Origin of the sequence: Mesorhizobium sp. M1169 (assembly GCF_040318345.1) — a bacterium.
GTDB lineage: Bacteria > Pseudomonadota > Alphaproteobacteria > Rhizobiales > Rhizobiaceae > Mesorhizobium.
This window is the reverse complement of record NZ_JAMYME010000028.1, coordinates 35,374-62,126: the sequence shown is the minus strand read 5'-3', so window position 1 is coordinate 62,126 and position 26,753 is coordinate 35,374. Positions and strand designations below refer to the sequence as shown.

Below are 26,753 nucleotides of genomic sequence, written 5' to 3'. Positions count from 1 at the left end.
GGCCAATGCTGTAAGGACCGCCGCATGTCCAGGACTTCTCCATGCGGGTAACCACCGATCTGTGGGTGTCGGCGCTGTTGCGCCGGGTTTTCAGCGCCGGCGGCTTTGCCGCCGTGGTCAAGCGCGGCGCGACGGAAGCCGGCGCGGTTTTCGTGCTGGCGCGGGGCAGGCAAGGGGAGACGGCGCTGTTCGGGCCGGCGCCGCAGACGAGTTACGATTCAGCCAGGCCGGACGACCGTTTTTTCAGCCTGCTTGGCGAAGGCGACGATGCCGCCATCTTCGACGCGCGGCTGGAGCGCGAGAAGAGATTCGATCCGGATATCTGGGTGGTCGAGATCGAGGCGGGCGCCATTCCCGTCGAGGAGCTTATCTCGGTCAAGGCGTCTTAACGGCAAGCCCTTCAGACGCGACGCGCCTTTGGGGTGGCGGTCATATCGGCGCTGTTCGGCTTGCGCAGGTCGGCATTTGCGGCGACGCGCCCAGGCTTGCGAACGATTTTCGACACGGTCTCGGCCTTCCAGCCGCGGAGCCTGTCCAACGCCGCGTCGCGGTGCAGCAGGCGGTAGCGGTCGAGGAAGATGCGGATCGCCTGCGGGTGCGGAAACTCGGTCGGATAGATGGCGGCCGTGATCAGGAACGCCTTGTCTTCGCTGAGGTCGAGCGCGCGCAAGGCGGCCAGCAGCGATATGTAATTGTGGCTCGCGGTGAGCGTCCGCGCCGTTGAAAAATCGACTTCGAGCGCATCGGCGAGCGCTGTCTGGAAGAATGCCGCATTGCCGGTCAGCGCGGTCTCGCGCAGCTTGACATAGGTTTGTGGCTCGACGAACGGACTGATGGAGGCGCCGCTCTCGGCGCGCATCATGGATCGCAACCGGCGGCGTACAGTTTCAGCGGCATCGGAAGCCTCTTGCCTGTTGACCTCGCCCGCAACCACTTCGGCGTTTTCGGACGCGGCTTTGGCGGTTGTTTCCGGCTGCTGCTGCGACCGCACCAGCGTCGGCCTTTCGAGCACTTTGATGAGATCCGCGATCGTCTGATTGAGATCCTTGCGGCGGGCAATGGCACGGGCATGCGGCAGGCCGTGACGTCCGATCAGCGCGATCAGGTCGACGTCGCTGAGGGCGCGCGAGCGGATGAGCAGCGGAGCGGCGATGTCGACCCGCTCCTGGCAAAGCCGCCGCACCAGCGCGGCGGGTGCATATTCGCATTCGGAAAGGGCTGCCGCGACGTAGCGGCGCGATTCGACCGAGACATTCTCGAACAGCGGCAGCGTCAGGTCTTCGAGCTGCGCGATCTCCCGGCGCGAAGGGCGGGTGAGCGAGCAGAACGCCGATACCGCGGCGCGAAACAGCCTTTCGGCCTTTCCCGATTCAGCTCCTGCTGCGATTTGCCTGAAATCCGAAGCTGACACGAAGGATACGCCCGACACTCGACACGATCTGGACGGCGCTCTGCCGGGCTGTACCGGTTTCGCGTTTCCCAAGAACAAAGATCAATTTAGCGGCGATCCGTTAGCGCTCCGTTAACCTACTGCCTTCTTAATCGACTATGGAGGCGTTGCGTTGTGCTCCGGGGCAACCGAGAGGAATACGCGAACCATGGGCATGGTACTGTCTTTCGTGCCGCGAACGGCGGCAACCAATCGAGCACAACAAACCGCGCCGGCGGCAGTGATCATCTTTCCCGGGGTCCGCTACGAACAGCGGCCGCAGACCGGCGAAACGCGGCCGGCCGGCCCTGACAACCCGGGACCTTCGGGAACATTGCCGGTACCGCATCACTGAACATCGGAACCGGCTTAAAAATCCTGCAGTTCGCAGGAACTCTGTTCGAGAAACCGCGAGACGATCGGCTTCCAGCTGTCGTCGGGCACGAACGAACGGATGACGAATACGCCTTCCTCTATCGGCGCCTCGACGAAGATGGCCCCTTGCAGTTCCTCGGGAAGATCCTTGCGGACCTCGATCATCTGGGCCGGCGTCAGCACAACGGTGTCGAGCATGCCTGCGGTCGCGCTGTGGTCGTTGAACGAGTAGATGTTGTGGCCGCCGCGGTCATAGACCGATATCGACCAGAACGGCACCTTGCCCGGTGCCTTGACCCGCACCATTCCCTCGGCAAGATCGAAACGGCATGCCGCCGCATAAAATAGCGGATCGACCGATTTCACCACCGGCGCGCCGCCGGCTTCCGCGTCGAGCCTGGTCATCTTGTAGAGATCCGAAGCCATGGCCAATCGCGACCAGGCGTCGCGTTCGGAGAACTCGGGGACGAGCAGCAGCACGATGATGTGCACGATGCCGGCGCCGAGCAGGCCGAGCAGCACGGCATGCAGCAGGCTACGCATTGCAGCCGACCTTCTGGATTTGTGGCAGCGTGACGTCCGAGAGACCGGTGCTGCTGGCGATCGGCGTGTCGTAGAACGTAAGCACCAAGTACATCTTGCCGGCGCCGCTGGTCAGCAGCCAGTTGCCGGGCGCTGGGCGGCTGCCGACGGAAATGACCACCGAATTGTCGGCCTGGCGCAGCACTTGATAGGACTGCAGCGCAGCCGGCCTCGGCTTGCCGGTCTCGACCACGCCAAGCGACTGGTCGGCGGCATAAAGCGTCCAGAACCGGGCGGTGGGAAAGCCGCCCGCGATCTTGTAGGCACATTGCCGCTGGAGCTGTTCGCCGCCGGAATCGCGCTCGGCTATGAAGGACAGTCCTTCCGCCTGTCCGAGCGCCAGCACGCCTTCGCGAGCCACGCGGGCCTTCGAATAGGGATCTGCCGTCGGCGTGCCGATGTCGGGAAAGGCGGTCCATTGGCCGATCCTGATGGCGCCGACGCCATCCTGCAGCTTCAGTGCATACCAGACGCTGCCGCCGCCGCCGACGACAGCGATGGCAAGCGAAAGCAGTGTCAGGAAGGCGTTCTTGAGCATGAGGAGGCAGGGAACCGAAGGCCGGGACTGAAAAATTGCCGCTCGGGGATATCGCGGCGCAGGGCCTTGTGGCAAGCGGCCCCGCGCAATTGGCTGTCACAGCGCCGACAGGGTCTCCGGCGCAGCGGGCGCGTCGAGCACGGGTGCCGCCTGGAACAGCCTGGTCAGTTCCTTCAGGGTCTGGGTGGTCCGGCTGGACAGCACCGGCGGACGCTCGGCGGCGGCATCGGCTGCTGCCTGTTCGGCGTTCTTCTTTTCCGCTTCCTCGGCCTTGGCGGCAATTTCGGCATCGACGAAGGGGTGATCGAGGCCGGGAATCGGTCTGAGGTCGATATTCTGGTGCGCATAGACCATCAGCCGCTGCCACACCATGGCCGGCAGCGTGCCGCCGGTCATCTTGTTGGTCGCGGTGAAGTCGTCATTGCCGAGCCAGACGGCGGCCGTGTAGTTGCCGGTAAAGCCGACAAACCAGGCATCGCGGTAGGACTGGGTCGTGCCGGTCTTGCCGGCGACGACGATGTTTGGAAGGGCTGCGCGCCGGGCAGTGCCGATCACCGGCACCGCCGCCAGCATGGTGTTCATGTATTTGAGCGCCAGCTCCGACAGCACCCGATGCGGCGGCGGCGCATCCTTGGCGAAGTCGTAGACCACCTCGCCGGTACGGGTGAAGAGTTGGCTGACGCCGTGCCGGGTTCCGGCAAGGCCGTTCTGGGCAAACACGCTGTAACCCGTCGCCTGGTCCATCACGGTCATGCCCGACGTGCCGAGCACCATGGTCTTGTGCGATTCAAGCGGCGACTCGACGCCCATCGCCTCGGCCATGGCCTTGATCGGCTTGATGCCGAGATAATCCTTGGCCAGCCGCACCGGCACCGTGTTGATCGATTTGGCCATCGCCGTGATCAGCGTGACGTTGCCGGCCGACCCGCCATTGTAATTGTGGGGCGACCAGCTGCCCCAGGAGATGGGTCCGCCGGAAACCACCGAATCCGGCGTGAAGCCATGCTCCATCGCCGTCGCGTAGACATAGGGCTTGAACGAGGAGCCGGTCTGGCGAAGTGCCTTGGTGGCGCGGTTGAACTGGCTGGCGCCGTAGTCGCGGCCGCCGACGATCGCCCTGACCGCGCCATTGGTCTCGATGACGACGATGGCGCCCTCGGTGACGTTGTATTCCTTGCCGAACTGGCGGAGGTGGAACTCCATCGATTCTTCGGCCGCCTTCTGGATGTTGGCGTCGAAGGTGGTGTGGGCGACAAGCGAGTGCGGGCCGCCTTTGGCGGCGATCTTCTTGACCTCGTCGAAGGCCCAGTCGAGGTAGTAGTCGGGGCTCTTCTGCTCGCCGCGGTCGACGATTTCGGCCGGGTGTAATCTTGCCTGCAGCACCTGGCCTTCGGTCATGAAGCCGGAATCGACCAGGTTGGACAGCACCACATTGGCCCGCGCCCGGGCGGCGGGCAGGTTTATGTGCGGCGCATATTTGGTCGGCGCCTTGAACAGGCCGGCCAGCATCGCCGCCTCGGCAAGGTTCAGGTCCTTGACGCTCTTGCCGAAATAGAAATCGGCTGCCGCCTCGATGCCGAAGGTGCCGCCGCCCATATAGGCGCGGTCGAGGTAAAGCTGCAGGATTTCCTTCTTCGACAGATTGGCTTCGAGCCACAGCGACAGGAAGGCTTCCTTGATCTTGCGCTCGAATGTCCGCTCATTGGTCAGGAACAGGTTCTTGGCCAGCTGCTGGGTGATGCTCGAGCCGCCCTGGACGACGGAATTTGCCCGCACATTCTCGAATATGGCGCGCGACAGGCCGAGCACATCGATTCCGTAATGGTCGAAGAAACGGCGGTCTTCGGTCGCCAGCACCGCCTTGATGACATGGTCGGGCATCTCGTCGACCGGCACCGAATCGCGCTGGATGATGCCGCGCTGGCCGATCTCGTTGCCGTAGCGGTCGAGGAAGGTGACGGCGAAGTCGCCTTGCGTGCGCCAGTCGCCGGCGGTTATCTGGAAGGCCGGCAAGGCCAGCGCCAAAAGGACGACGATGCCGCCGGCACCGAGCGTAAAGCCTTCACTCAACAGTTCGATCAGGCCGCGGCGCCAGCCGCCGACGCGGAAACGCCGCGAGAAGATGGTCGCCGCCTCCCAGAACTGGCGCGCCCTGAAGCCGATTTCGTAGGCCGAGGAATCAATCCACGCATCCACCGCCAGCAGCCTTGCGGCGACCGGACCTCTTCTCTTGCGTGGTTCCAAAGGACTGGCCATTCCAGGATCCGGCTGCGGCGATGCCGCCAACTGAGAAACCGCATACCGGCAATTTCACGGCGGCGCGCCGCTATGACTATTCGTCCATTTTGGCGCTGCCTACAAGGGCGATGAAGGTTCCGCGCCTGCGCGAGGTGCCGAGGATTGGCAGTCGTCACATGGGACGCTTGTCCGCGATCTTTTCGGGTCGCGGCCTATCATGCCGGCGTTGGCTTTCCTGCGCTTGTCGGCAAGCCTGCGAATGCGATCGAAGCGGCTTTCCTCGGCCACTTCGATTTTCGCCGCTGCATTTGGCTTCGGGACGATGCGATCATTGATCGATCTCCTTGCCGATGGTGCGCGCCGGGGAAGATACCCCGGCGGCTGTCTTTCAGGCTTGTTTCCGGCAGTGGCTGGTCAATAGCCGATGCCGCCGGGCGAAGCAGCGGCTTCCTTCGCCGGAACGTCGGTGATCATGGCTTCCGCCGTGATCAGAAGCGCCGCAATGGAGCCCGCGTCCTGCAGCGCCGTCCGTACCACCTTCGCCGGGTCGACGATGCCGGCCTTGATCATGTCGACATAGACCTCGTTCTGGGCATCGAAGCCCTGATTGTGATCCTTGCCCTCGGCGAGCTTGCCGACGACGATCGAACCTTCGACGCCGGAATTCTCGGCGATCTGCCGGATCGGCGCTTCGAGCGCTCTCGACACGATCGAAATGCCCGCTGTCACATCGGCATTGGCTCCGGTCATCCCGTTCAGCACAGCCTTGGCGCGCAGCAACGCGACACCGCCGCCCGGAACGATGCCTTCTTCAACGGCCGCGCGCGTGGCGTTCAGCGCATCGTCGATGCGGTCCTTCTTTTCCTTGACCTCGGATTCGGTGGCGCCGCCGACGCGGATGACTGCAACGCCGCCCGCCAGCTTGGCGAGACGTTCCTGCAGCTTCTCCTTGTCATAGTCGGAAGTGGTTTCCTCGATCTGCGCCTTGATCTGCTGGACGCGCGCCTGGATGGTGGTCTTCTCGCCGGCGCCGTCGATGATCGTGGTGGTGTCCTTCTCGATCAGCACGCGCTTGGCGCGGCCGAGCATGTCTATGGTGATGTTCTCCAGCTTGATGCCGAGATCCTCGGAAATCATCTGTCCGGCGGTGAGCACGGCGATGTCTTCCAGCATCGCCTTGCGGCGGTCACCGAAGCCAGGCGCCTTGACGGCCGCTACCTTGAGGCCGCCGCGCAGCTTGTTGACGACCAGCGTTGCCAGCGCTTCGCCCTCGACGTCCTCGGAGATGATCAGCAGCGGCCTGCCGCTTTGCACCACGGCTTCGAGGATGGGCAGCAGCGCCTGCAGATTGCCGAGCTTCTTTTCGTGGATGAGGACGTAAGGGTCTTCCAACTCGGCGCGCATCTTTTCGGCATTGGTGACGAAGTAGGGCGAGAGATAGCCGCGGTCGAACTGCATGCCTTCGACGACGTCGAGTTCGGTTTCGGCGGTCTTGGCCTCCTCGACGGTGATGACGCCGTCATTGCCGACCTTGTCCATCGCCTTGGCGATCATGGCGCCTACGCTGGTGTCGCCATTGGCGGCAATGGTGCCGACCTGCGCGATCTCGCCTGAGGACTTGACCTTCTTGGCGCGCGCCTGAATTTCCTGGACGACGGCGCTGACGGCAAGGTCGATGCCGCGCTTGAGGTCCATCGGGTTCATGCCGGCGGCAACGAATTTGGCGCCCTCGCGCAGGATGGAAGCGGCAAGCACCGTGGCGGTGGTGGTGCCGTCGCCGGCGAGGTCGTTGGTTTTCGAGGCCACTTCGCGCACCATCTGTGCGCCCATGTTTTCGAACTTGTCGGAAAGCTCGATTTCCTTTGCCACGGCCACCCCGTCCTTGGTGACGCGCGGCGCGCCGTAGGCCTTGTCGATGATGACGTTGCGGCCTTTGGGGCCGAGCGTCACCTTGACGGCGTTGTTGAGGATTTCGACGCCGCGCAGCATGCGGTCACGCGCGTCGGTGGAGAATTTGATTTCCTTGGCAGACATGATCTTTTCCAGTTCGGTTGTCGTGGCAAGGCGCTTGCAGCGCCTGAATCAAAGCTCGGAGCGTCCTTTGCGCGCGCGGGAGGGCGCGCGGCCTTCCAATCAGGCGGCCTTCTTGGCAGCCACGGTCTTGTCGATGATGCCCGTCTCGCTTTTTTCGATGATGCCCATTATGTCGGCCTCCTTCATGATCAGAAGGTCCTCGCCGTCTATCTTGACCTCGGTGCCGGACCATTTGCCGAACAGAATGAGGTCGCCGGCCTTGACTTCTAGCGGGATCAGCGCGCCGCTTTCGTCCCGCGTGCCCGGCCCGACAGCGATCACTTCGCCTTCCTGCGGTTTTTCTTTGGCATTGTCGGGGATGATGATGCCGCCCTTGGATTTGGTGTCGCTTTCGGCGCGCCGAATGACGACGCGATCGTGGAGTGGCCGGAATTTCATGGGGACTCTTTCTGGGGCCGGCTTAGGCGGCCGCCCCCTCTCTATAGGCGCCTTGGCACTCGATTGATAGGAGTGCCAAAAAAATATTCATGCGGCATATAAAATATTGAACGTATTATCTTGCCAGGTCATCCCCTGGTGTTCGGGTCTTGCCGAATATTAATGAAATTGAATTTCTGTCTTTGAACACCTATTTTACGATGAAGTTCACATTCATGACTTTCGCTTCAAGGGAGATTTTACCGATGGCCGAAGGCAATCAGAACATCATGGAAAAAGCTCAGGCTCGCTTCATGGAAAACCAGAAGAAGACGGCGGAGCGGAACAAAGCAACTGCCGAATATCTCTCGGAAGCCAAGGCGAGGAGCATCAAAACGGCAAGGCTGAGGGAATTGCGACTGGCCAAGGAAGAGGCGGACCGCGCGGCGGAAGCTCTGAATCCGGTCCCACCAAAGAAGAAGCGGGCGTCACGGGCAGTCAAGAAGGCCGTATCTGCATCGACACAGCCCAAATCATGAGCCTGACATTTCCCACTCCAGCTGCGGCCAGGAAGCAAACGCATCCGCTTCGTCGTCCGTGCCGTCGCGGGTTGCAGGAGCAGGGCTTATTGCCGAGATCATGAAGGTTCATAATCCGCATGAGACGCGCTGATTCGCGCTTTGGCGGGATGCCTTCATGCAACGCAGCTACGCAGCCGGGAGGTCGACGCGACGGGCGAAGGGAAAGACGATGACCGCGCCGGCCGTCGAATTGCAGAGGGCCATATTCCAGGCAGTGAACGGCGATCCCCACCTGTCGGCGGCACTGGGCGATGCAAGATTGCTCGACCGTGCGCCGGAAAATGTTGCGTTCCCCCACATGACCTTCGGCCGCACCAGCGTCTACGATTGGGCAACGGGAATGGAGAACGACGCAGAACAGTTGCTGACGTTGCATGTCTGGTCGAAATCAGAGGCCAGCAAGGAAACCAATGACATCATGGACCTTGTTAGCACCCGCCTGCGCGATACGGCTCTCTCGCTCGGCGAACATCGCCGCGCCTACCTTAAGCTCGAATTCGCCGAAGCCCGCTACGACGAGGACCTTTCGGCCCATCACGGGCTGCTGCGCTTCCGCGCCGTGATCAAGGACGAGGGCTGACCACCGGGCATTTTTTACAAATCCGGCAATTTTGTTCTTGCTTTGTGCCGGCAGCTATGCTACTAATTCGCCTATGGTGCTGATGGCGCCAGCGACCCGCCGCAGAGGCGGTTTTTTATTTCCGGGTCGGTTCGCCTGAATCTGCCTTCGGTTGCCGGATCGATTGTCGAAGTCGGGGCAAACCTGAAGCGATTGCCTTTCACTGCCAAACGATGCCCGGTTGTCGGCGAAGGATCGGAGGGCTAGGTTAAACTTGGCAATTTCGCGGGATGGGGCGGCGAAATGGCAATCCGGTAATCTCGCGCTTCAGGGGTGTGGCGGGCATGCATTCGAGCGTTCACCGTTCATATGACGTTCAGCACCGGCGCGTTAGAACGCTGACCATGAAAACCCTTCGCTGCCACTTCCGGACCGCGGCACTGGCGCTGTCAGCCGCCGGTCTGCTTGCGTCGCAGGCGATGGCGATCCCCGTTGTCGTGCCCGAGCAGCCCCAACCGGTCGTCCTCGCCGCCTCCGACTGCTATGCGATCGGCCAGCAGGTGGCCGAGCAGAATGGCGGCACCTTGGCCAAGGCCTCGCAGTCGACACGCGGCGGCCAGCCGGTCTGCGTCATCGTCGTGCTGGTTCCGGGCAAGGAAGGGCAGCGTCCGCGTCGCTCGGAGATCGTCGTTCCGCTGAACTGAACCGTGCCGTTTCCCAGTCTGCCGGAATCGGCCTATATCTGAACAGCTTCAACAGGCCTTCCGCATGCGCGTACTCGTCGTCGAAGATGACAAGGATCTCAACCGGCAGATCGGCGACGCGCTGGTCGATGCCGGCTATGTCGTCGACCGCGCTTTCGACGGCGGGGAAGGGCACTTTCTCGGCGACACCGAGCCCTACGATGCCGTGGTGCTCGACATCGGCCTGCCGCAGATGGACGGCATCAGCGTGGTCGAGCGATGGCGGCGCGGCGGCCGCAAGATGCCGGTGCTGATCCTGACGGCACGCGACCGCTGGAGCGACAAGGTTGCCGGCATCGACGCCGGCGCCGACGACTACGTCACCAAACCCTTCCACATCGAGGAAATCCTGGCCAGGGTGCGGGCCTTGATCCGGCGTGCTGCCGGGCACGCTTCGTCCGAGCTGACCTGCGGGCCGCTCCGCCTCGACACCAAGGCCTCCAAGGCCGACGTCGACGGCGTGCCGCTGAAGCTGACCTCGCACGAATTCCGCTTGCTTGCCTATTTGATGCACCACATGGGCGAGGTGGTGTCCCGGACCGAGCTGGTCGAGCATCTCTACGACCAGGATTTCGACCGCGATTCCAACACGATCGAGGTCTTTGTCGGACGGCTTCGCAAGAAGATGGGCATCGACATGATCGAAACTGTTCGCGGCATGGGCTACCGCATGCGTAAGCCGGAGGCGTAACGCGGAACCGCTGCCTACAAAACCCGCCGTCTCGAACACGCCGTCGCTGCGGTCATGGCCGCGTTCGGTGGCGTTTCGCGTCATCGCCTTTTCCACGGTCTGGGCGATCCTCACTCTGGTCGTCATCTTCACCTTGATCACCACGCTCTATCGCCAGGCCAGCGAGCGCGGTTTCGACAGCCTGCTTTCGGCGCATCTGTTCAACCTGATCGGCTCGGTCGGCGTTTCTGAAAGCGGCCAGTTGACCGGCGCCCCCGACCTTGGTGATTTGAGGTTCTCGGAACCGAATTCCGGCTGGTACTGGTCGGTCGAGCCTGCCTCGGAAGGCGTGCACGGCGATCTCCATTCGTCGTCGATGACCAAGGCGATCCCGTCGCCAAGCGTTGCCGAGGTGCCCTTCAATGCCAGCTTCCAGCGCAGCTATTCAGCGGACGGCATCGAAGGCGAGCAGTTGGAGGTGTTCGAGAGCGAGTTCGTGCTCGATGCGAAAAACCGCGCCGCGCGCTTCCGCGTCATGGGCAACCAGACCGAGCTCGAGCAGGAAATCGCCACCTTCCAGCGGCGTCTTTTGACCTATCTGTCGCTGTTCGGCGTCGGCATGATCGCCATCAATGCGATTGCCATCCTGCTCGGCCTGCAGCCGCTGCGCCGGGTCAGGAATGCGCTTGCCATGGTGCGCGAAGGAACGGCGCAGCGCCTAGACGGCCGTTTCCCGGCCGAGATCGAGCCGCTCGCCAACGAGACCAATGCGCTGATCGAGAACAACAGGCGCATCGTCGAGCGGTCGCGCACGCAGGTCGGCAACCTCGCGCACTCGCTGAAGACGCCGCTTGCCGTGCTGCTCAACGAGGGACGGGCGCTGGGTGGCGCCAAGGGCCAGCTGATCGCCGAGCAGGCCGCTTCCATGCAAAAGCAAGTGGACCATTATCTGCAACGTGCTCGCGTCGCCGCGCAGCGCGACAGCGTCGTCTACCGTACGCCGGTGGCGCCGCTGGTCCAGCGCATGGTTCGGGTGCTGCAAAAGCTCAACCCGCAGACGGCGCTGTCGCTGTCGCTGCCGGCCACCGACATCGTCTTTGCCGGCGAACGCGAGGACCTGGAGGAGCTGCTCGGCAATCTGCTCGACAATGCGATGAAATGGGCAAGGAGCGCGGTCGCCGTTTCGGTCAAGCCAATCTCCAGCAAAGGTGGCGCTGGCACGGAAGGCGCAGCCAACCTGTTCGAGATCAGCATCGAGGATGACGGCCCCGGCATTCCCGACGACAAGGCGCGCGAGGTGTTGCAGCGCGGCCGGCGGCTCGACGAGACAAAACCGGGCAGCGGGCTCGGACTTGCCATTGTCGCCGACCTTGTCAACGAGTATGGAGGCTCTCTGGCGCTGGAACGATCCATCATGGGTGGATTGAAGGCGATGGTTCGATTGCGGAGCCTTCAGTAATGCTTTTCCAGATTGCTTTTCCAGGTGGCTGGCTGCGGCCAAATTTCCGACAAACATCGACATTATGGCCGCGCCAGCTGCTGACAGCGCGGCGGTCCAGCTCAAGAAAGCCGGTATTGGCATGAAGATTCGCGTCGCGCTCGTTTCCGCCCTGCTCGCCGTCTCCGGCTGCACGACGCTCGGCAAGGGCCCGGCCGTTACGGTGACGCCGGCCGCGACGCCCAGCGGCGCCAAGGTGGCGACGACGATCATCTCCGCCATGGGCGGCGGCCTCGTCGGCGGCTCTATCGGCGCCGGCCTGAGCGAGACCGAGAAGCGCAGCGCGCTCGAGGCGGAATACAAGGCGCTTGAATACACGGCGAGCGGCCAGAAAGTGGCTTGGAAGAGCGACAGTTCGGCCCATCGCGGCGAAGTGGTCGCCGCCCAGCCCTATCGCGTCGGCTCGCAGGACTGCCGGCAATACACCCATACGGTGTTTACCGGCACCGCCGGCGCCACCGCGCGCGGGACCGCCTGCCGCAATGCCGACGGCAGCTGGACGCCGCTGACGTAGCTGGCCGGTCGTCGATCCGCCGATACCGGTCCGGCACTAAAGCGCGTCGCGTTCGACCGGCGTCATGCGACGCGCTATAGGTTCTTGTTTTGATGCATGGTCGTTATCGCAAAACCGCTGCACACTTTTGCGCGACATGCATTATCGATCGGAGCGGCCCCGCCAAAGCGTCGCAGCACGCTTGTGTTGGCAGGGCAAGGGTCTCGTTCTATTGGAAGAGCCATGCTGTTTTGGGTCATAGCCGCACTCCTGACGCTGGGCGCAAGCTTGGCGGTGCTGCTGCCGTTGGCCGGCGGATCGAAGAACGCGTCCGCTGCCGGCGATCACGACCTTGAAGTCTATCGCGACCAGCTGGCCGAGCTTGACCGCGATATGGCGCGTGGCCTGATCCGGCCAATGGAGGCCGAAGAGGCACGCGCCGAAATCGCCCGCCGCATCCTTCGCCTGAGCAATGCCGGCCACCCCGACGAGACGGCGACGCAGCCGTCGCGGTCGACAAGGCTGGTGGCGACGGCGGCCGTGCTGCTGGTTCCGCTGGTCAGCTGGGGCCTCTATGGCCAACTCGGCTCACCCGACCTGCCGTCGCAGCCGCTCAGCGAACGCCTGGCCAAGAACCCTGCCGACAGCTCGGTCGACGAGCTGATAGCCCGCGCCGAGGCGCACCTGGCGGCCAACCCATCCGATGGCCGCGGCTGGGACGTGCTGGCGCCGGTCTATCTGCGCATGCAGCGATACGCCGATGCGGTGACCGCCTATCGCAACGCCATCCGCCTCGACGGCGACAGCGCCGCCCGCCAGGCGGGTCTTGGCGAGGCGATCGCCAATGCGGCCGGCGGCATTGTCTCCGCCGAAGCGCAGGCGGCTCTCGAGGCGGCGTTGAAGCTCGATCCGGCCAATCCGAAGGCCGCGTTCTATCTCGCCATGGGCATGGCACAGGAAGGCCGCATAGCTGAAGCCACGGCGGCCTGGCAAAAGATGCTTGCCGCCTTGCCGCAGGGCTCGCCGTGGCGCGGCGCCGTCGAGCAGGCGCTGGCCGAATCCGCCGCCCGCAGCGTCGCTTCGGAGGCGCCTGCGAAAGGGCCGACCGCCGAGGATATCGATGCTGCCTCCTCGATGTCGCCGCAGGACCGGCAAGCCATGATCAGCACCATGGTTGCCGGCCTCGACGAAAGGCTTCGGCAAAATCCGCGCGACGAGGAAGGGTGGATGCAGCTCGTTCGTTCCTATGCCGTGCTGGGCAAGACAGATCAGGCACGTGACGCGCTCAATCGCGGTATCGCCGTCTTTGGCGCGGACAGTGACCAGGCCAGGAAATTCACCGCCTTTGCCGCCTCGCTTGGCGTGACGGCGACGGAGTAGACGATGACGCGCAAGCAGAAACGACTGTCGGTGATCGCAGCGGGGCTGGGGTTTCTCGGTGTTGCCACCGGGCTGACCTTCTATGCGCTTGGCCAGAAGGCCTCCTATTTCTATATGCCGGCCGATCTGGCCACCGCCAGCCTTCAGCCGGGCCAGCGGATCAGGCTCGGCGGTCTCGTCGAAAAAGGCACGGTCGAGCGTGGCCAAGGCGCCACCGTCGCCTTTTCGGTGACCGACAACCAGAAGGACGTCAAGGTCACCTATACCGGCATTCTTCCCGACCTCTTCCGCGAAGGGCAGGGCGTGATCACCGAAGGCTCGTTTGGCCCTGACGGAATCTTTGTCGCCGACAGCGTGCTGGCCAAGCATGACGAGACCTATATGCCCAAGGAAGTGGCCGACGGCCTCAAGGCCAAGGGCGTATGGCAGGAGAGCAAGAGTGACTAGCGGGTGCGGTGACAATGGTTGAAACCGGACATTTCGCCCTGGTCCTGGCGTTTGCGCTGGCCCTGGTGCAGACGATGGTGCCGCTGTTCGGTGCGCGCACCGGCAACCACAAGATGATGGCCGTCGGCGCACCGGCCGCGCTGACCGGCTTTGCCTTGACGGCGCTGTCTTTCGTGGCGCTGGCAACCGCCTACGCCGGCTCCGACTTCTCGGTTGAGAGCGTCTGGGAGAACTCGCATTCGCTGCAGCCGCTGATCTACAAGATCACCGGAACCTGGGGCAATCACGAAGGTTCGATGCTGCTCTGGGTGCTGATCCTGACCTTCTTCGGCGCGCTCGTCGCCGTCTTCGGCGGCAATCTTCCGGCGACGCTCCGGGCCAATGTGCTTGCCGTGCAGGGAGCGATCGGCGCCACTTTCTTCCTGTTCATCCTGACGACGTCGAACCCGTTCGTCAGGCTCAATCCGGCGCCTATCGAGGGCCGCGATCTCAACCCGATCCTGCAGGACCTCGGCCTCGCCATCCATCCGCCGCTGCTTTATCTCGGCTATGTCGGTTTCTCGATCTGCTTTTCCTTCTCTGTCGCTGCCCTCATCGAGGGCCGCATTGACGCTTCGTGGGCGCGCTGGGTAAGGCCGTGGACATTGGTTGCCTGGATGTTCCTCACCGGCGGCATCGCCATGGGCTCCTACTGGGCCTATTACGAGCTCGGCTGGGGCGGCTTCTGGTTCTGGGATCCGGTCGAGAACGCATCCTTCATGCCGTGGCTGGCGGGCACGGCGCTGCTGCATTCGGCGATCGTCATGGAAAAGCGCTCGGCGCTGAAGATCTGGACGCTGCTTCTGGCGATCCTGACCTTCTCACTGTCGCTGCTCGGCACCTTCCTGGTGCGCTCCGGCGTGCTGACCTCGGTGCACGCATTCGCCACCGATCCGACGCGTGGCGTGTTCATCCTCTGCATCCTGACGCTGTTCATCGGCGGCTCGCTGGCGCTGTTTGCCTTGCGCGCCTCCCGGCTGACGGCCGGCGGCCTGTTTCACCCGATCTCGCGCGAAGGCGCGCTGGTCCTGAACAATCTGTTCCTGACCACCGCCACCGCCACCGTGCTGGTCGGCACGCTCTACCCGCTCGTGGTCGAAGCCCTGTCTGCCGACAAGATTTCGGTCGGCGCGCCGTTCTTCAACCTGACATTCGGCCCGCTGATGGTGCCGCTCTTGGTCGTCGTGCCGTTCGGGCCGCTCCTCGCCTGGAAGCGCGGTGACATTTTCGCGGTCGCCCAGCGCCTGATGGCGGCTTTCGCGGCGGCGCTGCTCGCCGTGCTGGTGACGGCCCTGTTCATCGATGGCGCTTCGGTGTTGGCGGCACTCGGTGTCGGCCTTGCCTTCTGGCTGATCTGCGGCGCGCTCACCGATCTCGCCGTCAAATCCGGCTTCGGCACCGTCGCGCCCGCCACCATGCTCAGGCGCTTCGCCGGCCTGCCGCGCTCGGTCTTCGGCACAGCGCTTGCGCATCTCGGCCTCGGGCTGACAACGCTCGGCATTGTCGGCACGCTTTGTTTCGGCACCGAAAAAATCCTGTCGATGCATGCCGGCGAGACCGTCGAACTGTCCGGCCACAAGCTGCGCTTCGAGGGGCTCTACCCGGCCCAGGGGCCTAACTACAGTGAGGATCGCGGCCGCTTCACCCTGCTTGGCGCCGACGGCAGCGTCGCAGGCGAGATCACCTCGGCCAAGCGCTCATATCCGGTGCGCCAGATGACCACGACCGAATCCGGCATCAGGACGATCGGCTTCAGCCAGCTCTATCTTTCGCTTGGCGACGAGGGCAGCGATGGCTCTGTGGTCGTTCGTCTGTGGTGGAAGCCGCTGGTGACGCTGATCTGGGGTGGCGGACTGGTGATGATGGCGGGCGCGGCGATGTCGCTGCTCGACCGCCGCCTGCGCGTCGGCGCACCGTCGCGCCGCAAGGCTGCGGCCGGCGTGCCATCGGCGAGCCTGCAATGAAAAGGGCCACGCTGGCCTCGCTGGTCCTGCTGCTGGCGCTGTTGTTCGCCGGCGCCGCGCAGGCCGTCAAGCCGGACGAGGTGCTGGCCGACCCGGCACTCGAGGCGAGGGCGCGCGCATTGTCGGAAGGCCTGCGCTGCATGGTCTGCCAGAACCAGTCGATCGACGAGTCCGATGCCGACCTCGCCCGCGACCTGCGCGTCCTTGTGCGCCAGCGCCTGGTCGCCGGCGATACCGACCGGCAGGTGATGGACTATGTCGTTTCGCGCTACGGCGAATTCGTGCTGCTGAAGCCACGCTTCAATCTGCGCAATGTTTTGCTCTGGGGGACGCCAGTTCTTCTGCTGCTCGTTGGCGGGACATTCATCCTGCTGGCCGCCCGCTCGCGCCGTTCGACGGTGACCGCTGCATTAACTGCCGAGGAACAGGCGGCGCTGGACAAGATGCTCCGCCGCGATTGATCGATACATTACGAAAGTTTCATGTACCGGAAATGGCGCCGTAATGTGCGGCCCTCTATTTCCTTTGTCGAGGATGCCAATCAAGGGGCGTCCCTTGAAAAGAGGATACGATAACCATGAATGTTGCCCCCAATTCATATCTACGCACCCGCAAACGCCTTTTGGCCGCAGCCGCATCCCTGGCCATTGCCGGCGCGATCGGCTTTGGTGCTGTTGCCACCGGGACAGCCCCGGTGCTGGCCGACGCCGTGCGTGTCGAGGCACCGCAGGTCCCGAGCTTCGCCGATGTGGTCGAGCGCGTTTCGCCGGCGGTCGTCAGCGTGCGCGTCAAGGCCAAGATCCAGCCGACGGCCGATAACGGTTCCGGCCAGATGGACGACGAGGACGGCTTAGGCAATCTTCCCGACAACCCGCAGCTGCGCCGGTTCTTCCGCGAATTTCGCGGCTTTGGCGATCAAGGCGGCGATCAGGGCCCGAACGGAATGCGCCGTTTTGGACACCGTGACCGCAACAACGACCAGCCGCGGCCAGTGGCGCAAGGGTCCGGTTTCTTCATCTCCGATGACGGCTATCTCGTCACCAACAACCATGTCGTCGAGGAGGGCACCGCCTTCACCGTGGTGACCAATGACGGCAAGGAACTCGACGCCAAGCTGATCGGCACCGATCCGCGCACCGATCTTGCCGTGCTCAAGGTCGATGACGGCAACAAGTTCACCTATGTCGACTTCGCCGATGATTCCAAGGTTCGCGTCGGCGACTGGGTGGTGGCTGTCGGCAATCCGTTCGGCCTCGGCGGCACGGTTACCGCAGGCATCGTTTCGGCCCGCGGCCGCGATATCGGCGCCGGTCCCTATGACGACTTCATCCAGATCGACGCCTCGGTGAACCGCGGCAATTCGGGCGGCCCGACCTTTAACCTCAACGGCCAGGTTGTCGGCATCAACACCGCGATCTTCTCGCCCTCGGGCGGCAGCGTCGGCATTGCCTTCGATATTCCCGCTTCGACCGCCAAGCAGGTCGTGCAGGATCTGATGAAGAACGGCACCGTGCAGCGCGGCTGGCTCGGTGTCGAGATCCAGCCGGTCACCCCCGAAATCGCCGAGTCGCTTGGCCTTGGGTCCGGCAAGGGCGCGCTCGTTGCCAGCGCGCAGGACAACGGTCCCGGCAAGAAGGCCGGCATCACCGCCGGTGACGTGATCACCCAGGTGGACGGCAAGGACGTTGCTTCGCCGAAGGAACTCGCCCGCCTGATTGGCGCTTACCCGCCCGGCAAATCTGTCGATGTGACGGTGTGGCGCAACGGCAAGAGCGAGGCGGTCAAGGTCGATCTCGGCAAGCTGCCGTCGAGCGACAAGCAGGCCTCGGCCGACCAGCAGCCTGCCCCCGCGCCGAAGACCGACACGCTCGCCGATCTCGGCCTGACCGTCACCAAGTCTGACAATGGCAAGGGCCTTGTGGTGACCGATGTCGACCCCGACAGCGATGCCGCCGATCGCGGCATCCAGCCCGGCGACGTCATCACCTCCGTCAATTCGGCGGAAGTGAACGGCGCCGGCGACGTCGACAAGGCGATGGCCGACGCGGTGAAGTCCGGCCGCAAGGCGGTGCTGATGCAGATCACCCGCGACGACAGCAACCGCTTCGTCGCACTGCCTGTCGCCAAGGGCTGAGCGCATGACCCCGAACACGTATTCCGTTTTCGGAAAGGCTCATGCGCCGATTCAAGGTGCTAGAGCGTCCTTTGCGCGTCCAAGAGGACGCGCGGCGCTCTAGTGGTCGACTTTTCCGGTGCGGCGGTTTTCAACACCCCCGAGCCGCCGCACGGGAAAGCACGGGGCCTGAATACGTTCGTCAGTCATCGTGTTCCGCCCCAGCGGCAGCGGGCCTCCCATCGCCCGCTGCCGCTCGAACATGCCGCTCAAGGCGTGAAGCGGTTTTAGGCTACGACATGCTAAAACAAAGACTTACCGCGTATCCCTGAATCACTTTGTTCGCGATACGCCATGGAGAAGGCCACGATGCATATGCCGGCCACTCAATCTTCCAGCGAAATCGCGTATAACGGTTCTATGAAGATTCTCGTCATAGAAGACGATCGCGAGGCAGCCGACTACCTGCAGAAGGCGTTCGCCGAGGCCGGCCATACCGCCCATGTCGCCGGCGACGGCGAAACCGGCTTCGCGCTCGCCGATTCCGGCGACTATGACGTCATGGTCGTTGATCGCATGATGCCGCGCCGCGACGGCCTGTCCGTCATTGCCGGGCTCAGGTCCCGAGGCAATACGACGCCCGTGCTGATCCTGTCGGCGCTCGGCGAAGTCGACGACCGGGTCACCGGTCTGCGGGCCGGCGGCGACGACTATCTGACCAAGCCCTACGCCTTTTCCGAACTGCTCGCCCGCGTCGAGGTGCTGAACCGCCGCGCTAGCGCCAGGGAAGCCGAAACCGTCTACCGGGTCGGTGATCTCGAACTCGACCGGCTGTCGCACTCGGTGCGCCGCGCCGGGCGCGAGATAACGCTGCAGCCGCGCGAGTTCCGCCTGCTCGAATATCTGATGCGCCATGCCGGCCAGGTGGTGACGCGCACCATGCTGCTCGAGAATGTCTGGGACTACCATTTCGATCCGCAGACCAACGTCATCGACGTTCATATCTCGCGGCTGCGGGGCAAGATCGAGAAGGGCTTCGACAAGCCGATCCTGCACACGGTTCGCGGCGCCGGCTACATGCTGAAAAGCGGCTAGAACCCCATGGCTCTTTCCGTGCCGGCCATCATGAAGACGACGGCAGCGCGGCTTTCAGCGCTTTATCTTCTGCTTTTTGCGCTGTGCGCGGTGTTGCTGGTCTTGTACATGACCTCGCTCTCGGCGCGCATGCTGACCGCCCAGACGCAGGAGACGATCAACGACGAGGTGCTCGGCCTCGCCCGCGCCTATCAGCGCGGCGGCCTGCCGCTGCTGGTCCGCGTCGTCGAGCAGCGCTCCCGCCAGCCCGGCGCCAATCTCTATCTGATCGCCGATGCCAACGGCCAGATCCTGACCGGAAACGTGCAGAGCCTGGAGCCGGGCGTGATCGAGGCCGAGGGCTGGACCACCGAACCGTTCTCCTACCGCCGCTTCGGCGAGGGCGAGCTCGAGCGGCAGCGCAACCCGATCTCCGACCCGAACGAGCCCGCCCAGAGCGAAGTCCAGGCCGAAGGCGAGAAAGGCCACAACGCCATTGCCCTGGTGCTGCGCCTGCCCAACCAGATGATCATGCTGGTCGGCCGCGACCTCGGCGAGCCGGAGCGCTTCCGCGCCGTCATTCGCCGCGCCTTGATGCTGGCGCTCGGCATGATGGGCGTCGGTGGGCTTCTGATCTGGTTCTTCGTCGGGCGCGCGGCGCTGAAGCGCATCGACAGCGTGTCCGAGGCGAGCCGCCGTATCATGGGCGGCGATCTTTCCGGCCGGCTGCCGGTCACCGGCGCCGGCGACGAGTTCGACCGGCTGTCGGAAAACCTCAATTCCATGCTGGCCAGGATCGCCACGCTGAACGAGGGCCTGAAGCAGGTCTCCGACAACATCGCCCACGACCTGAAGACGCCGCTGACCAGGCTGCGCAATCGCGCCGAGGCGACGCTTTCCGGCAAGCACAACACCAGCGACTACCGGCAGGCGCTGGAAGGAACGATCGCCGAATCCGATCAGCTGATAAAGACCTTCAACGCCATCCTGATGATCTCGCGACTGGAAGCCGGCTATTCCTCGGAAAGCACCACCAGGGTTGATTTGGCCGCTGCCGTGCACGACGTCGTCGAACTCTACGAGCCGGTAGCGGAGGAGGCGGGCGTGACGCTCGAAACTTCGGTGCAAGGTTCCTTCGCCGTCAACGGCAATCGCGAGCTGATTGGCCAGGCGCTGTCCAACATCGTCGACAACGCGATCAAATATTCGACCGACTCGACCTCCAGGCCTATGGTTCGCGTGACGCTGGAGCGTGTCGGTAGCGAGATCAGACTCGCCGTCTCCGACAACGGCCAGGGCATTCCCGACGATGTCGACCGTGCCAGGGTGACCGAACGCTTCGTGCGGCTGGAAAAGAGCCGCTCGCAGCCGGGATCCGGCCTTGGCTTGAGTCTCGCCAAGGCCATCATGACATTCCACAATGGACGGCTTGAGCTTCTGCCCGGCAATCCCGGATTGTCGGTCGTCATGAGTTTTCCCGGGCGGGAGGATCGCTGATGGTAGCGAGGATGGCAGTGCGACGCCTCGAAACGGACTGGCTGTTGAAGCCGGCGGTAGAGCTCGTTCCGCTGGATGCAAGCCGCGCCAGGCAGGAATTGTCGGAGATCGCCGACGCCGCGCGGCAAAAGGAACTGCCGCGACTGGCGAAATTTCTCGCCGGCAAGGGGGTCGTCCAGGATTTCCTCGCCGCCGTGTTCGACCTGTCGCCGTTCCTGCGCGATACCGCGCGCCGCCGGCCGCGGATACTCGATGCGCTTTTCAACGAGACCATCGAGGCGCGGCTGTCATCGATCGGCGCCGTGGTCGACAAGGCATCACGCGCAGAGGCCGTCTCCGAAAGCAGCCTGATGATGGAGCTGCGCCAATGCAAGGCGGAGGCGCATTTCCTGATCGCCTTGGCCGATCTCGCCGGCGAAGCCGAGACCTCGCTGACGGTGCGGCGACTGAGCGACCTTGGCGACGCCTGCACGCGTGCGGCTGTCGATTTCCTGCTCCGCGACGCGCATGAGCAAGGCAAGCTCCGATTGCCGGATGCCAAAAATCCGGCGCGACGCTCGGGCTGGATCCTGCTCGGCATGGGCAAGCTCGGCGCGCATGAGCTGAACTTCTCCTCCGACATCGACCTCATCGCCTTCTTCGACCCCGATGCGCCTGCCGTCGTCGATCCGCTCGATGCAACCGAGCTGTTTTCGCGGCTGACACGCCGGCTGGTCCGCATCCTCCAGGACCGCACCGAGCACGGTTACGTCTTCCGCACCGATCTCAGGCTTCGTCCCGACCCCGGCTCGACGCCGCTGGCGATCCCGGTCGAGGCGGCGCTGCGCTACTATGAGGCGCGCGGCCAGAACTGGGAGCGCGCCGCCATGATCAAGGCGCGCCCGGTGGCCGGCGATGTTGCCGCCGGCGCCGCGTTCCTGAAGGAACTGCAGCCCTATATCTGGCGCAAATACATGGACTACGCGGCGATTGCCGACGTCCATTCGATCAAGCGCCAGATCCACGCTCACAAGGGCCATGGCGAGGTCGCGGTCAAAGGCCACAACGTCAAGCTCGGCCGCGGCGGCATCCGCGAGATCGAGTTCTTCGTCCAGACCCAGCAACTCATCGCCGGCGGCCGCTTTCCCGAACTGCGCGGCCGCGAGACCGTGCCGATGCTCGGCGAGCTCGCCGCGCGCGGCTGGATCACCGCCGACGCGCGCGATGCGCTCACCAGGCAATACTGGTTCCTGCGCCGCGTCGAACATGCCATCCAGATGGTTGCCGACCAGCAGACGCATATCCTGCCGGAGGACGAAGAGGGGCTGGAGCGCGTCGCCCGCATGCTGGGCTTTGCCGATGCGGCAGGCTTTGCCGAAACGTTCCGCGCGGCGCTGCACCAGGTCGAGCGCCACTATGCAGCGCTGTTCGAGACCGCGCCGGAGCTTTCGGCCGGCATCGGCAATCTGGTATTTACCGGCGACGTCGACGATCCCGATACCTTGCAGACCTTGCAGCGGCTCGGCTTCCAGCGGCCGAGCGACATCTGCCGGGTTATCCGCGGCTGGCACTTCGGCCGCTACCGCGTCACCAGGTCGGCGGAAGCGCGCGAGCGGCTGACCGAACTGACGCCGGCGCTGCTGCGAGCCTTCGGCCAGACGCGGCGGGCGGACGAGGCAGTGATCCGCTTCGACGAATTCCTTGCCGGCCTGCCTGCCGGCATCCAGCTGTTTTCGCTGCTGCAGTCGAATCCGGCTTTGCTGAAGCTGATGGCGACTATCATGGGCGCGGCACCGCGGCTGGCCGCCATCATCACGCGCCGGCCGCATGTCTTCGATGGGCTGCTCGATCCGGCGCTGCTGAGCGAACTGCCAAACCGCGCCTATCTGTCGGCGCGCCTTGCCGCCTTCCTCGAAGGCGACAGAGCCTATGAAGACGTGCTCGACCGGCTGCGCATCTTTGCTTCGGAGCAAAAATTCCTGATCGGCGTCAGGCTGCTTGCCGGGTCGATCGATCCGCCGTGCGCCGGCCGCGCTTTTTCCGATCTCGCCGACCTGACCATCGAGGCGGCATTGCAGGCGGTGATGGCGGAATTCGCTTTGCGTCATGGCTATATTGCCGGCGGCCGGGTCGCGCTGCTCGGCATGGGCAAGCTCGGCAGCCGCGAACTGACGGCGGGCTCCGACGTCGACCTCATCCTGCTCTACGATCACGACGCCGATGCGGAGGAGTCCGACGGCGACAAGCCGCTTGCCCCGTCGCATTACTACAGCCGGCTGACACAGCGGCTGATCGCCGCCGTTTCCGCGCCGACCGCCGAGGGCGTGCTCTACGAGCTCGACCTTCGCCTGCGGCCGTCCGGCAACAAGGGGCCGGTGGCTACTCATGTCGACGCCTTCAAGAAGTATCAGCGCCAGGACGCCTGGACATGGGAGCACATGGCGCTGGCGCGGGCCCGCACGATCGGCGGCGATGCCGAGCTCTGCCGCGAGGTCGAAGGGGACGTTGCCGCAGTGCTCGCTTTGCCGCGCGATCCAGCCAAGGTGATGGCCGAGGCATCCGAGATGCGCGCCATGGTCGACAAGGAGAAGCCGCCGCGCGATCCCTGGGACATCAAGTTGATCCCGGGCGGCCTCATCGATCTCGAATTCATTGCCCAGGTTGCGCTGATCACCGGAAAGATCGAGGCAGGCCGCAGGGCCACCGGCACGGCTGAGGTCCTGTCGCGCCTGGCGCCGGATTTCGCCAACGCCCAGGTCAGGCAGGAACTGGTGGATGCCTATTCGCTCTATCTGGCGCTGACCCAGATGATACGGCTTTGCCTCACCGGCGCGTTCGAACGCGACGACGTTCCGCCAGGGCTTTCCGATCTGCTTCTTGCGGTCACCGACCTGCCGGATTTCGGGGTGCTTGAAGCGCACCTCAAGGAGACGTCGCAGAAGGTCAGAAAGGATTTCGACCTTCTGCTTCGTGTGAAACAACCGTGACGGCAACCAGCCGTACGGGCGAGAGCATTGGGCCCAAAATTGCGACCTGCTTTGGGAGGTTCCGATGTTCAATCAAAGAGATGGAGCGGGGGATTGAAGGTCCGCCGCTCTAGCATCGGGGGTGACGATGCAACAGGAGAAGACCATGAGAAAGACAACCAGACTTGCACTCGTTTTCGCAGCCCTGGCCGGCGCCGTCGGCACCGCTGCCTATGCAGACGAGCACTCCGTGGCCGGGCCGCGCGACGGCATGATGATGCGCCTCGGCAAGGTCATGAAGGACAATGACGGCACCATCACCTTCGACCAGTTCTCCGACGCCATGGACGCGCGGCTGAAGAAGATGGTCGCCGACAATGGCGGCAAGCTGACCGTGGCACAGCTCGCCGACGCGCTCGAGAAAGCACGCTTCGAGCAGATGGCCAGGCGCATCATCGCCCGTTACGACACCAAGGGCAACGGCACGCTGACCGCCGATGACATCACCAGCCGCCAGAAGAAGGTCTTCGCCATGCTCGACCGTGACAATGACGGGAAAATCGAGAAGAACGAACTGCCGAAGGGTCCCGGCGGTCACCGCCAATGGGACGGCGAGGGCAATGATGGCACTGACGGCATGCAGTGAGAATTGATAACGCTCCGGCGGTGCGAGCCGCCGGAGACTTATTTTGTCATTCAGGCGGCGGCCTTGACCGCCTGCGCGGCTTTCTTGATCGGGATGCGTACCGAGACGATCGTGCCGGTGCCTTCGGTCGAGCGGATCTTCAAGGCGCCACCCTGAAGTTCGGCCAGCGAGCGCGAGATGGCGAGGCCGAGGCCGGAGCCGGCATGGCTCTTGGAGAACTGGTTTTGCACCTGTTCGAATGGCCGCCCGAGCTTGCTCAGCGCCGCCTTCGGGATGCCGCAGCCATTGTCCTCGATCGTCAGGATCAGCGCGCTGGAAATGCTGCGGGCTCTGACCGAGATGTGGCCGCCTTGCCCGGTGAACTTCACCGCATTGGACAGAAGGTTGATGAGGATCTGCTTGATCGCCCTGCGGTCGGCGAACAGCGTCAGCGAATCGGCGATGCGGGTTTCGACGGTGATCGACTTTTCCGCCGCCTGCAGAGAAACGACGCGAACCGTCTCCCTGATGAGCGGGCAGAGATCGATTTCTTCCTGATCCAGGGCGAACTGGCCGGCCTCGATCTTCGACATGTCGAGGATGTCATTGATCACACCGAGAAGATATTTGCCGCTGCCGTTGATGTCGGTGGCATACTCTTCGTAGCGCGGCGAGCCCAGCGGCCCGAACAGCCGCCGCTCCATCAGTTCCGAGAAGCCGATGATCGCGTTGAGCGGGGTGCGCAACTCGTGCGACATGTTGGCCAGGAATTCGGATTTGGCCCGGTTTGCCGCTTCGGCGCGCTCGGTTTCCTTCATGTATTTGCGATTGAGTTCGACGAGCTCACGCGCCCGTTCTTCTTCCGCGCGGCGGGCAAGGCTGAGGTCATGGATTGTCGCCATCAGCCGGCGCTCGCTGTCGACCAGCTTCTCCTGGTGCAGCTTGATCTGGGTGATGTCGGAGCCGACAGAGACGGTACCGCCGTCCCTTGTCCGCAACTCGTTCACCTGCAGCCAGCGGCCGTCGGCAAGCTGGCGCTCGAAGGTCACGCCTCCCTGCGGTCCGTTGGTGTTGGCAAGCCGCCGCTCCGAGGCGAAGGCCAGCATGCGTTCCTCCAGAACGGCGCGCGGAGCGCCCGGCATCACGTCGCGATCCAACAGGCCGTTGTCCTGCTGGTATTTGGAATTGCACATGATCAGGCGCTCGGACGAATCCCACAGCACGAAAGATTCGTTGATGTTTTCGATGGCCGTCCTCAGGCGCAGGTCCGCCGCTTCGGAGCGCAGCGCCAGATGCCGCTGCTCGGTGACGTCGACGGCGATGCCGATCAGCTGGATCTCCGGCGCTTCCGGGTCGATAACGTGTGCTCTTGCGCGCATCCAAACCCATTGCCCGTCGGCATGGCGCATCCGGAACACCTGGTCGATATGGTCGATCTCGCGTGCGACGATCCTGTTGGCGAGTTCGAACAAATCGCCGTCGTCGGGATGAATGATTTCATCGACTTCGCCGAACGACAGCATCGTGTCACAAGGCTCGTAGCCCAGCATGTCGTACATCGAGCGCGACCAGTACATCTTGCCGCGCACCATGTCCCAATCCCACAGGCCGCAGCGGCCGCGCACCAGCGCCATGTCGATGCGCTGGTGGGCTTCGAGATAGATGCGATCGGCGGCCTGGGCGCGCGCCGCCTGGCCGAAATAGGCGTAGAGGATGATGATCAGCACACCGGCCGTCAGCACGAACAGCGTGACGTTGAGTGAGACCGTCTTGCGCCAGGCGTCAAAAACTGCGTCCCGCGGCACGAACGCTGCCGCGGCACCCTTTCGGCCGTTCGCCAGGCTCACTGCCGCGTACCAGTCCTGTCCGCCGATGCTGACCTCCATCACCCCGGCGCGGTCGCCGAACATGAACAGCGGCTGCCCGCCCTGTACGACGCCATCGAGCGACCGGCCCTCCCAGTGCATCGACTGCGGCGATACGGCAATGATCTTGAAGGCGCTATCGGTGATCGCCAGTACGTGGCTTCGGCCCATCGCGCCCTGACGACCGGTGCTCTCCAGCAGGTCCTGGATCGCGCCGGGCGTGGAACCCATGGTCGCATCGGCAGCGATCGAACTGGCCAGTTGGCCGGCGGCCAGCGCAAGGATCGCCTTGGCGTCGCGCTCGATCTCGTCGCGCTCGTTCATCAGTGACAGAAAGCGCAGTACTGCGATGATCAACAGAAACATGATAATGAGGGCCGGTATCGATCGCCGCAACAGCGGCTCGGCTGCCAGCAGCCGTCGGTAGGCAGGTTCGGCGATGAGCCGCGTATTGCCCGCGAGACCGTCGCTTCGCGCCTCGCGCCGCCCAAAAGCCGTCCCACCGGGCGCGCCCCACGCGTCCGCCTTCGCCATAAATGGCACTCCCCGATTTTCTGTCCCGCTTGACGATCCGGCAACGCCGCACTTCCGAATCGTCACTAAAGAATCAAAGGTGATTCGCCTTGTCCAGAGGCGCGGCGAAAAAA

Annotated in this window: 23 protein-coding genes; 16 read left to right on the top strand and 7 right to left on the bottom strand. The window is 63.9% G+C overall.

Annotated elements, in window-relative coordinates; genetic code table 11:
* The first annotated feature begins 41 nt into the window (after positions 1–41).
* Entirely contained in the window at positions 42–389 is a 348-nt protein-coding gene (locus NKH41_RS23690) for a DUF1491 family protein (RefSeq protein WP_352771683.1), read from the top strand.
* A gap of 11 nt (positions 390–400) precedes the next feature.
* Here the strand turns inward: NKH41_RS23690 and NKH41_RS23685 are convergent, their stop codons facing one another.
* The 6 genes from NKH41_RS23685 to NKH41_RS23660 form a co-directional block, all read right to left on the bottom strand.
* Positions 401–1,411, bottom strand: coding sequence for a DUF2336 domain-containing protein (locus NKH41_RS23685; protein ID WP_352771684.1), 1,011 nt, complete (start codon positions 1,409–1,411; stop codon positions 401–403).
* A 387-nt stretch (positions 1,412–1,798) separates the two neighbouring features.
* Entirely contained in the window at positions 1,799–2,347 is a 549-nt protein-coding gene (locus tag NKH41_RS23680) for a DUF1254 domain-containing protein (protein ID WP_352471000.1), read from the bottom strand.
* Positions 2,340–2,924 carry a DUF1214 domain-containing protein gene (locus tag NKH41_RS23675; protein ID WP_352471001.1) on the bottom strand — a complete coding sequence of 195 codons (585 nt, stop codon included), beginning with the start codon at positions 2,922–2,924 and terminating at the stop codon, positions 2,340–2,342. The genes NKH41_RS23680 and NKH41_RS23675 overlap by 8 nt, the downstream gene beginning before the upstream one ends.
* Positions 2,925–3,020: 96 nt before the next feature.
* Positions 3,021–5,180, bottom strand: coding sequence for a transglycosylase domain-containing protein (locus NKH41_RS23670; RefSeq protein ID WP_352771685.1), 2,160 nt, complete (start codon positions 5,178–5,180; stop codon positions 3,021–3,023).
* Between the two features lie 396 nt (positions 5,181–5,576).
* A complete protein-coding gene (groL, locus tag NKH41_RS23665; protein WP_352771687.1) occupies positions 5,577–7,196 on the bottom strand; it encodes a chaperonin GroEL in 1,620 nt (539 codons plus the stop codon).
* A 99-nt stretch (positions 7,197–7,295) separates the two neighbouring features.
* On the bottom strand, positions 7,296–7,634 hold the full coding sequence (locus tag NKH41_RS23660) for a co-chaperone GroES (protein ID WP_352748114.1): 339 nt from the start codon (positions 7,632–7,634) through the stop codon (positions 7,296–7,298).
* A gap of 245 nt (positions 7,635–7,879) precedes the next feature.
* Here NKH41_RS23660 and NKH41_RS23655 point away from each other — a divergent pair, with 245 nt between their 5' ends.
* From NKH41_RS23655 to NKH41_RS23585, 15 genes are all read left to right on the top strand, one after another.
* Positions 7,880–8,152 carry a hypothetical protein gene (locus tag NKH41_RS23655; protein WP_352771689.1) on the top strand — a complete coding sequence of 91 codons (273 nt, stop codon included), beginning with the start codon at positions 7,880–7,882 and terminating at the stop codon, positions 8,150–8,152.
* A gap of 211 nt (positions 8,153–8,363) precedes the next feature.
* Positions 8,364–8,774 carry a DUF3168 domain-containing protein gene (locus NKH41_RS23650; protein ID WP_352771691.1) on the top strand — a complete coding sequence of 137 codons (411 nt, stop codon included), beginning with the start codon at positions 8,364–8,366 and terminating at the stop codon, positions 8,772–8,774.
* 383 nt (positions 8,775–9,157) lie between these two features.
* A complete protein-coding gene (locus tag NKH41_RS23645) occupies positions 9,158–9,457 on the top strand; it encodes a hypothetical protein (protein WP_352771693.1) in 300 nt (99 codons plus the stop codon).
* A 64-nt stretch (positions 9,458–9,521) separates the two neighbouring features.
* Entirely contained in the window at positions 9,522–10,187 is a 666-nt protein-coding gene (locus NKH41_RS23640; protein WP_352771695.1) for a response regulator transcription factor, read from the top strand.
* Between the two features lie 10 nt (positions 10,188–10,197).
* Positions 10,198–11,625, top strand: coding sequence for an ATP-binding protein (locus NKH41_RS23635; protein WP_352471109.1), 1,428 nt, complete (start codon positions 10,198–10,200; stop codon positions 11,623–11,625).
* Positions 11,626–11,746: 121 nt separating this feature from the next.
* Positions 11,747–12,178 carry an RT0821/Lpp0805 family surface protein gene (locus NKH41_RS23630; RefSeq protein ID WP_352771697.1) on the top strand — a complete coding sequence of 144 codons (432 nt, stop codon included), beginning with the start codon at positions 11,747–11,749 and terminating at the stop codon, positions 12,176–12,178.
* Positions 12,179–12,400: 222 nt separating this feature from the next.
* Positions 12,401–13,537, top strand: coding sequence for a c-type cytochrome biogenesis protein CcmI (ccmI, locus tag NKH41_RS23625; protein WP_352771699.1), 1,137 nt, complete (start codon positions 12,401–12,403; stop codon positions 13,535–13,537).
* 3 nt (positions 13,538–13,540) lie between these two features.
* Positions 13,541–13,984 carry a cytochrome c maturation protein CcmE gene (ccmE, locus tag NKH41_RS23620; RefSeq protein WP_352471012.1) on the top strand — a complete coding sequence of 148 codons (444 nt, stop codon included), beginning with the start codon at positions 13,541–13,543 and terminating at the stop codon, positions 13,982–13,984.
* 14 nt (positions 13,985–13,998) lie between these two features.
* The gene (locus tag NKH41_RS23615; protein WP_352501785.1) at positions 13,999–15,987 is read left to right on the top strand and encodes a heme lyase CcmF/NrfE family subunit; all 1,989 of its coding nucleotides are present in this window, start codon (positions 13,999–14,001) and stop codon (positions 15,985–15,987) included.
* Complete coding sequence (locus NKH41_RS23610) at positions 15,984–16,448, top strand: cytochrome c-type biogenesis protein (RefSeq protein WP_352616899.1); 465 nt, start codon at positions 15,984–15,986, stop codon at positions 16,446–16,448. The genes NKH41_RS23615 and NKH41_RS23610 overlap by 4 nt, the downstream gene beginning before the upstream one ends.
* A gap of 116 nt (positions 16,449–16,564) precedes the next feature.
* A complete protein-coding gene (locus tag NKH41_RS23605; protein ID WP_352771701.1) occupies positions 16,565–18,121 on the top strand; it encodes a Do family serine endopeptidase in 1,557 nt (518 codons plus the stop codon).
* A gap of 399 nt (positions 18,122–18,520) precedes the next feature.
* Positions 18,521–19,195, top strand: a complete 675-nt coding sequence (locus NKH41_RS23600) for a response regulator transcription factor (RefSeq protein WP_254819962.1) — start codon at positions 18,521–18,523, stop codon at positions 19,193–19,195.
* A gap of 6 nt (positions 19,196–19,201) precedes the next feature.
* Positions 19,202–20,671 (top strand): sensor histidine kinase, encoded by a 1,470-nt coding sequence (locus tag NKH41_RS23595; protein WP_352771703.1) that lies wholly within the window; start codon positions 19,202–19,204, stop codon positions 20,669–20,671.
* A complete protein-coding gene (locus tag NKH41_RS23590) occupies positions 20,671–23,637 on the top strand; it encodes a bifunctional [glutamine synthetase] adenylyltransferase/[glutamine synthetase]-adenylyl-L-tyrosine phosphorylase (RefSeq protein ID WP_352771705.1) in 2,967 nt (988 codons plus the stop codon). Before NKH41_RS23595 ends, NKH41_RS23590 begins: the two co-directional genes overlap by 1 nt.
* Positions 23,638–23,782: 145 nt before the next feature.
* On the top strand, positions 23,783–24,262 hold the full coding sequence (locus NKH41_RS23585; RefSeq protein WP_352771706.1) for an EF-hand domain-containing protein: 480 nt from the start codon (positions 23,783–23,785) through the stop codon (positions 24,260–24,262).
* A 50-nt stretch (positions 24,263–24,312) separates the two neighbouring features.
* Here the strand turns inward: NKH41_RS23585 and NKH41_RS23580 are convergent, their stop codons facing one another.
* Complete coding sequence (locus NKH41_RS23580) at positions 24,313–26,640, bottom strand: PAS domain-containing sensor histidine kinase (protein ID WP_352934260.1); 2,328 nt, start codon at positions 26,638–26,640, stop codon at positions 24,313–24,315.
* Positions 26,641–26,753: the final 113 nt, after the last annotated feature.